This window comes from Actinophytocola sp. (assembly GCF_045807065.1).
Classification (GTDB): Bacteria; Actinomycetota; Actinomycetes; order Mycobacteriales; family Pseudonocardiaceae; genus Actinophytocola.
Window position 1 is genome coordinate 1 of the sequence record NZ_JBJMIE010000115.1, and the last position, 7,190, is coordinate 7,190.

The 7,190-nt window shown below is 72.9% G+C and carries 8 protein-coding genes; 5 read left to right on the top strand and 3 right to left on the bottom strand.

The features are described 5' to 3' along the window. Window positions 1-32 precede the first annotated feature (32 nt). Both ACJ73U_RS06665 and ACJ73U_RS06670 read right to left on the bottom strand, forming a co-directional pair. A complete protein-coding gene (locus ACJ73U_RS06665; RefSeq protein WP_407776643.1) occupies window positions 33-416 on the bottom strand; it encodes an arginase family protein in 384 nt (127 codons plus the stop codon). Next, window positions 413-1,291: a serine/threonine dehydratase gene (locus ACJ73U_RS06670; protein WP_407776644.1), complete on the bottom strand. Its 879-nt coding sequence runs from the start codon at window positions 1,289-1,291 to the stop codon at window positions 413-415. The genes ACJ73U_RS06665 and ACJ73U_RS06670 overlap by 4 nt, the downstream gene beginning before the upstream one ends. 35 nt (window positions 1,292-1,326) lie before the next feature. Here ACJ73U_RS06670 and ACJ73U_RS06675 point away from each other — a divergent pair, with 35 nt between their 5' ends. The 3 genes from ACJ73U_RS06675 to ACJ73U_RS06685 are packed head-to-tail and all read left to right on the top strand — an operon-like array spanning window position 1,327 to window position 4,094. Beyond that, window positions 1,327-2,634 (top strand): hypothetical protein, encoded by a 1,308-nt coding sequence (locus ACJ73U_RS06675; RefSeq protein WP_407776645.1) that lies wholly within the window; start codon window positions 1,327-1,329, stop codon window positions 2,632-2,634. 53 nt (window positions 2,635-2,687) lie between these two features. Continuing rightward, on the top strand, window positions 2,688-3,056 hold the full coding sequence (locus tag ACJ73U_RS06680) for a hypothetical protein (protein WP_407776646.1): 369 nt from the start codon (window positions 2,688-2,690) through the stop codon (window positions 3,054-3,056). A 9-nt stretch (window positions 3,057-3,065) separates the two neighbouring features. Continuing rightward, window positions 3,066-4,094 carry a methionine synthase gene (locus ACJ73U_RS06685; protein WP_407776647.1) on the top strand — a complete coding sequence of 343 codons (1,029 nt, stop codon included), beginning with the start codon at window positions 3,066-3,068 and terminating at the stop codon, window positions 4,092-4,094. A gap of 22 nt (window positions 4,095-4,116) precedes the next feature. Here the strand turns inward: ACJ73U_RS06685 and ACJ73U_RS06690 are convergent, their stop codons facing one another. Continuing rightward, on the bottom strand, window positions 4,117-5,529 hold the full coding sequence (locus ACJ73U_RS06690; RefSeq protein WP_407776648.1) for an MFS transporter: 1,413 nt from the start codon (window positions 5,527-5,529) through the stop codon (window positions 4,117-4,119). 107 nt (window positions 5,530-5,636) lie between these two features. Here ACJ73U_RS06690 and ACJ73U_RS06695 point away from each other — a divergent pair, with 107 nt between their 5' ends. Both ACJ73U_RS06695 and ACJ73U_RS06700 read left to right on the top strand, forming a co-directional pair. After that, a complete protein-coding gene (locus tag ACJ73U_RS06695) occupies window positions 5,637-6,176 on the top strand; it encodes a TetR/AcrR family transcriptional regulator (RefSeq protein WP_407776649.1) in 540 nt (179 codons plus the stop codon). Continuing rightward, on the top strand, window positions 6,173-6,838 hold the full coding sequence (locus tag ACJ73U_RS06700) for a hypothetical protein (RefSeq protein WP_407776650.1): 666 nt from the start codon (window positions 6,173-6,175) through the stop codon (window positions 6,836-6,838). The genes ACJ73U_RS06695 and ACJ73U_RS06700 overlap by 4 nt, the downstream gene beginning before the upstream one ends. Window positions 6,839-7,190 lie beyond the last annotated feature (352 nt).

Below are 7,190 nucleotides of genomic sequence, written 5' to 3' on the forward strand. Positions count from 1 at the left end.
AAACTCTATCACTACACTAAGATCAACACAACTTACGCGTCGAACCAGATGAGGGACGGGTCGGTGCCCGCTCGCTGTGCGCCGGCCAGCACGCCGAGTGCGACCAGGCAGTCGCCGGAGACCACGACCGGCGGCGTCTCGGCCGCGACCACCTCGTCAACGCCCGCCCCGGCCACCACCGCCCCGGCGCCCGCGTCAGCCACCTCGTCGGCGTCCGCCCCGACCACTGTGTCGGCCCCCGCCACCGTCCCGGCCAACGCGTCGGCCACTGCGTCGGCGACCGCGTCGTGCAGTGCGGTCAGCCGTGTCCAGATGTCGCCGTCGGGGAGGGGTGGCGTCACGACCCGGTCGCCCGGTACCGGGAGGCTCCCCGCGGGGAGGCGTTCGTCCTGGTGGAAGGGGACGACGATCGTCATGCGGGGGTCCAGTCCGTGTTGGCGCCGCAGAGGATGAGGCACGGCAGCTCGCCCGGGACGAGGCCCGCCAGCCAGGCCGCGAACGGAACCGCGCCGGCCGGTTCGACCGCCAGCCGGAACTCCTCCCACAGCCGGTCGCGGGCGGCGAGGAGCTGCTGGTCCGAGACGAGCACCGAGCTGGCCGCACGCAGGATCGCGAACGGGACGTCGCCGACGCGGGTCGCACCGAGTGCCGACGAGGCCACCGACGCGACCGGGGAGTCGACGGGGTGGCCCGCCGCCAGCGCGTCGTGGAACGCCTGGCAGCCCTCGGGTTCCACGGCCACGACGTGCCGGCCGCCCGCGCCCAGGACGGTGCCCGCGCCGAGCCCGCCGCCGCCCACCGCGACCACCAGCGTGTCCACCTCCGGCACGGCGGCGATGGCCTCCGCCGCGCACGTGCCCTGGCCGGCCACCACCAGCGGGTGGTCGTAGGCCGGCAGGTAGAACGCGTCCGGGACCGCCATCGCCACCGCGGCCGCCTCCGCGTAGGTCGCGCCGTGACGGATCAGCTTGGCGCCCGTCGCCTCGATGCGCCTGGCCTTCGCGGCCGGCACGGACTCCGGTGTGTACACGGTGACCGGCAGGTCCAGCAGCGCGGCGGCGGTCGCGACGGCGAGGCCGTGGTTGCCGCCGGAGGCCGTGACCACGCGCTCCGGCCGTTCGGCCGCGCCCAGCAGGGCGTTCAGCGCGCCCCGCACCTTGAACGACCCCGTCAGCTGGAGCTGTTCCAGCTTGAACACCGCGGACCGGCCCTCGACCTCGACCCGCATGACCGGGGTGTGCCGCACGTACGGCCGAATGCGCTCCGCCGCGGCGGCCACGTCTGAAAGCATGGCACCAACCTATATCGAGCGAGGGACCGACGAAGTTGATCTCCATCATCGCGTTCGGGTTCGCCTGGTGGCTGGGGCTCTACCTGCTCGCGCGTGATGCCACCAAGCCGGTGCTCCGCCGCGCCGGCATCGGCCTGCTCGGCTACGGCCTCGCGCTCGCGACCGCCGACGTCCGCGGCGACGGCCCGGTGCTCGCCGCGGTGCACGCCGTCTTCTTCTCGCTGCCGGCCGTGATGTGGACCGGCGTGTTCACCGCGCTGCCCTCGAGTCGCCCATGGCTCGACGTGGTGTGGCGATGGGTGGTGCTGCCGGCCACGCCGGTGCTCGCCGCCGCCAGCCCGTTCGTCGGCACGTGGAGTGCCACGGTCGGGGCGCTGCCGCTGTTCTCAGCCGTCGGCCTGCTCGTGGAGAAGCGTGTCGACATCGGCCGCGTCCAGTCGGCTGCCTATCTGCTGATGCTCTGCCTCGCGACCGCGCTGATGGTGGCGAGCCTCAGCCCGGGCACACCGCGCACGGTGCTGCTCCCCGCGATCGGCGTCGACCTCGTGCTGCTCGGCGGGTGCGTCGCGGTGTTCGACGCGTTCGGCGAGGGCGAGGCCATCCGTCGGGACATGCTGTGGTCGCTGCTCGTCGCCGGCGGCACGGCCGTGTTGTTCGGCGGCCAGGTGGCGCTCGCGGCCTGGCTGGTCGGCCGGTCCCTGGTGCCGCTGGCGTACGGGGTGGTGGGCGCCGCGATCGCGGTCCAGGTCCTCGCCAGGCCGATCAACGCGCTGGCCGACCGGTTCGCCTTCCGCGACGCCGCCCTGCGCCGGGAACGCAGCGAGCTGCGCGGGGTGGCGGCCGCGCTGCCGCGCCGCGGCGAGGTCGGACTGGCCGAGTTCGACGACGCCGAGTTCGCCCGGCTCACCCGGCGGGCGCTGTCGCACTACGGCGACCTCGGCAAGCTCGCGTCCAGCCCGCTGACCGCCCTGCCCGTGATCACGGCCCGGCTCGCCGAGCGGGGCGTGCCGGACGCCCCGCTGGCCCGCGCGACCGAGCTGAAGGCGGTGCTGCTGGAGACGATCACCCGCCTCAAGCCGGCGGCCGGGGACTTCGGCACGTCCGAGGAGTGGCGGCACTACAACGCCCTGTACTTCTACTACGTGGCCGGCGTGCGGCCGTACAGCGTGCGCACGAAGGTGACCGAGCTGGACCCGGTGGCACGTCGCGCGCTGGCGTGGTTCGCCGACCACGTCCCCGAGCGGACCCTGCACAACTGGCAGGCCGCCGCGGCCCGGATCGTGGCCGCTGACCTGCGGCCGCTCAACCAGCGAGCGGAGCGAGCCGGGCCGACGCGGCAGTAGTTGGCAGCACTTGACCTGGCCCTGGCAGCGCGGTCCGGGCGAGCCTCGGTGGCATGACGACCAAAGTTGCGCTTCGTGAGGCCATCAGGTTCGACGGGTTCGCCACGCTCCCGAGCGGGGTGCTCGTGGCCGCGCTGGCCGGTGTCCTGGCCGACCCGCTCGGCATTCCGACCGGCGTGCTGATCGGCGCCGGCCTGTTCTTCATCGCGTGGGGTGCGGGTGTGCTCTACCTGGGCGCCCGCCCGGTGATCGATCGCAGGACGGGTGCCGCCGTCGGGACCGTGAACGCGGTGTGCGCGGTCGACGGCGTGGTGGTCGCGCTCGTGGCGGATCTGACCACGCTGGGCACGATCGTGTTGCTCGTGCTGTCGGTTCTGGTCGCCGGCATCGGCGCGCTGCAGCTCCTCGCGGCTCGACGCTAGATTGTCCGCGTGCCAGCACAGTTTCCGACCGCCGCCGCGACCGCCATCGGTTCCATGCCGGGGACCGACCCGGTCGAGGCGGCGGCCGTCGTCGTGGGTGAGTTGCCCGACCTGCCGCATCTGCCCGAGCTACCGGGCCGAGGGCTGGGCGCGGACCTCGTCGGCCGGACCACCGCACTGCTGGTCGACCTGGCGATGGAGGTCGTGCCCTCGGCGTACCGGGTGACGGCCCGCCCCGGCGCCGACCACCGCACGGCCGTCGACCACCTGCGCCGCGACCTGGACGCGTTCGAGGAGGCCGTCGAGCAGGCCAGGCCCGGCCTGGTGAAGGTGCAGCTGGCCGGCCCGTGGACGCTGACGTCCGAGGTCGAGCTGCCCCGCGGCCACCGGGTGCTGACCGACCAGGGCGCGCTGCGGGACTTCACCGAGTCGCTGGCCGAGGGGCTCACCAGGCACGTCGCCGAGATCCGCAGGCGGACCGGCGCCGAGGTGGTCGTGCAGCTGGACGAGCCGTCGCTCCCGGCCGTGCTGGCCGGCGCCCTGCCGACCCCGTCCGGGTTGAGCACGGTCCCGGCGGTGGCCGACCCGGACGCCCGCGACCTCCTGGCGACGGTCGTCGACGCGGCCCGCGCCGCGACCAACCAGCCGGTGATCGTGCACTGCTGTGCCCCCCGACCGCCCGTGGCGCTGTTCCGCGGCGCCGGTGCGGACGCGGTGTCCCTGGACGCGACCCTGCTGGAGGGCACCCCGTCCGTGTTCGCCGACCAACTGGGTGAGGCCTGGGACGACGGCTGTGTGTTCCTGCTCGGCCTGGTCCCCAGCACCGACCCGAAGCGCCCCCTGTCCCTCCACGACGCGGCCCGCCCGGCGCTGGAACTGGTCGACCGCCTCGGCTTCCCCCGCACGATCCTCGCCGACCGCGCCGTACCGACCCCCACCTGCGGCCTCGCCGGCGCGACCGCGGGCTGGGCGCGCCGTGCCCTGGAAGTGGCCCGAGACCTGGGCAAGGCCTTCGTGGAACCGCCCGAGTCCTGGTGACCCGGGCGGTTCCACACCCCCCTCACTGACGCCGGAACGTCAGCGCCACCAGGAACGTCAGCAGCACGATCGCCGCCGACGCGGCCCAGGCGGCCGTCGCCCCCGCGACCACCGCCGATGTCCCGGACAGGCCGCGGGACGCCGAGCCCGCGATCGTCACCAGCAGCGCCAACCCGAGCGTGGAGCCGATCTGCTGCATCGTCTGCAACGCGCCGCCCGCGGCACCCGCGTCGGCCGGCGGCACGGTCGCCATGATCAGGACGTTCAGCGGTGCGAACGCCATGCCGCCGCCCAGGCCCATCAGGATCATCGGCCCCAGGATCGCCGGCACGTAGGACGAGCCGGCCGACAGCGTCGACATCCACCACAGCCCGGCCGACATCAGCAGCGTCCCGGTCAGCGCCAACGGCTTGGGACCGAACCGGGGCAGCAGCCGCGGGATCAGCCGCGACATGCCGAGGATCCCCACCGCCATCGGCAGGAACGCGAACCCGGTGGTCAGCGCCCGGTACCGGCTGACCTCCTGCAGGAACTGCGTCATGAAGAAGAACGCCGACATCATCGACAGCGGGCCGAGGAAGAAGTTGGTGTACGCGGCCGCGCGGTTGCGGTCGCGGAACAGCCGCAGCGGCAGCATCGGGCTCGACACCCGGGTCTGCGACACCACGAACGCGATCACCAGCACCGCGCCGACCACCAGCGGCCACACCGCCGACGCCGATCCCCAGCCGTCCTCGGCGGCCTGGATGAAGCCGTACACCACCGAGGCCACCCCGACCGTCGCCAGGCCCGCGCCCACCAGGTCCAGCCGCGCCGGATGGCGCTCCGGCTCGGCGATGTACCGGGCGCCGAAGGCCAGCACGACGAGGCCGAGCGGCACGTTGATGAACATGACCGAGCGCCAGGTCAGCCATTCGGTCAGGAACCCGCCCAGGATCAGGCCGATCGCGAACCCCGAGCTGGACATCGCCGAGAACAGCGACAGCGCCCGCACCCTGGCGCGCGGCTCGACGAAGGCGCTGGTGACCAGCGCGATCGTGCTCGGCCCCGCCATCGCGGCCCCCACGCCCTGCACGATCCGGGCCGCGATCAGCAGCCCGGCCGAGTCGGCGAGCCCGCCGGCCAGTGACGCGGCCGTGAACACCGCGATCCCCGCCAGGAACAGCCGCCGCCGGCCGAACAGGTCACCCAGCCGGCCGCCGAGCAGCAGCAGCCCGCCGAACACCAGCGTGTACGCGTTCATCACCCATGACAGCCCGGCCGGCGTGAAGCCGAGGTCGGCGCGGATGCGGGGGAGCGCGACGTTCATCACGGTCGCGTCCAGCATCAGCATGAGCTGGCAGGTCAGTATCAGCGCCAGTGCGACGCCGGGCCGGGCCGCGATGGGCCTGGCCGGCGCCGGAGTCGTCGTTTCTGTGGAGACAGACAAAGTCACACCCCTAAGCGGAGAAACTCTCCAGTTTTACTGGGTTAGCATATGGAGAGCATCTCCGAATGCGCAAGCCTAACCGGAGAAAGTCTCCGAATGGAAGGGGTGCACCGATGCGCGCCGACGCTCGCCGCAACTATGAGCGGATCGTGGCCACGGCGCGCGAGGTGTTCTTCGAGCACGGCGTCGAGGCGCCGCTCGACGACATCGTGAAGCGGGCCGGCGTGGGCGCCGGCACCCTCTACCGGCACTTCCCGAGTCGCGAGGTCCTCGTCGAGGCGGTCTACCGGCAGGAGATCGAGGAGATCGCGGCGCGCGCGGACGCCTTGGCGAAGGAGCTGCCCCCCGCGGAGGCGGTCCGCGCGTGGATGCACGAGATGATCCGGTTCCACACCGAGCGGTCCGACCTGACCGCCGCGCTGAAGGCCGCGATCGACGAGGACTCGGAGACCTTCCAGTACTGCAAGACGAAGCTGCGCGGCGCGGCCTGGGCGCTGCTCGAGGAGGCGCAGACCGCCGGCGTCGTCCGCGCCGACCTGGAGGCGGTCGACCTGATGCGGCTCTCGCACGGCATCGCCGCGAGCGCCAGGTCCGCCGACGAGGCCGGCCGGGAGCGCATGGTGTCCGTGCTGATGAACGGGTTGCGGCCGTGAGGCTCTTCCGCCGTGCCGTGAGCCCGGCCCCGAGGCGGCCTGGTCCGGGCGAGCTGGCCGAGCGGTTCTGGCAGGGCTGGTACGAGCTGTTGCCCGAGGTGTCCTCCGCACTCGGCGACCGCGAGCCACAGCGCGTCGAGAACCAGCTGTGCGGCCTGGTCGCCGCACTGCACCCGGAGCTGCACTTCTCGCTCGATCGCGGCCGTCGCGCCGTCTACGCGCTGGTCGTCTCCGGCCAGGAGGACCCCCGCCTGCGCCCGTACACCGACGCGTGGCGCGCGGCCGCCCCGCCCGAGGACGCGATCTGGGAGTACCACGACTCGGTCCCACCCGTGCCCGACCCGACCCTCGTGACCGTCAACCTGGGCACGCACCGCATCCCGCTGGCGGACGTGCGCGTGGTCGCCCAGGTGGACGGCGACGTCGTCGACGTCGCGGTCTACCACCCGGAGCTGGCGACCCTGGACCAGGCGTCCCGCGACGCGATGACCTACCTCCCGCTGGACGCGGCGCTGGGGGAGCGACTCGCGGCCGAGCGCCTGCGCCGCGTGGAGACCGCGGACCAGGAGCCCGCCGACACGATCGGGTTGATGGAGCTACGCGCCCTCGTGCGGGAGCTGGCCGGAAATCCCGAGGACGGCGACCAACACGGCCCTGCGTGAGCACCGCCGGCGTGGAGGACACCCCCGCCCAGCGGTGCCGACTACCCCTGGGACCGGGAGAACTCCTGATCCTAATCAGTTCTGGGAGTGTGCCATCCGGCAGACTCCTGGTTGGTAGCCACCCGGTAGGTGAGCACTCGGTGTTCCTGGACGTTGAGTCCTGACGAAAGACCGTGCCCCTGCCGGTTGGTCGGGAGAGTTGATCGCTGCTGGGATGTCGTGCCGCGCGTGTTGGTGGCGTGAGCACTGCTTGATTAGGTCGCTGATGGTTCTCCCGCTGGCTGCTCAGGGTGATCGGGATCGGGAGGACCGTTGAGGCTGTTCGTGGGAGATGACTGGGCTGAGGCTCATC

Bases quoted from the DNA above. Each gene is read 5' to 3' on its own strand.
- ACJ73U_RS06670 (WP_407776644.1), bottom strand. From the start codon at position 1,291: ATGCTTTCAGACGTGGCCGCCGCGGCGGAGCGCATTCGGCCGTACGTG.
- ACJ73U_RS06665 (WP_407776643.1), bottom strand. From the start codon at position 416: ATGACGATCGTCGTCCCCTTCCACCAGGACGAACGCCTCCCCGCGGGG.
- ACJ73U_RS06695 (WP_407776649.1), top strand. From the start codon at position 5,637: ATGCGCGCCGACGCTCGCCGCAACTATGAGCGGATCGTGGCCACGGCG.
- ACJ73U_RS06680 (WP_407776646.1), top strand. From the start codon at position 2,688: ATGACGACCAAAGTTGCGCTTCGTGAGGCCATCAGGTTCGACGGGTTC.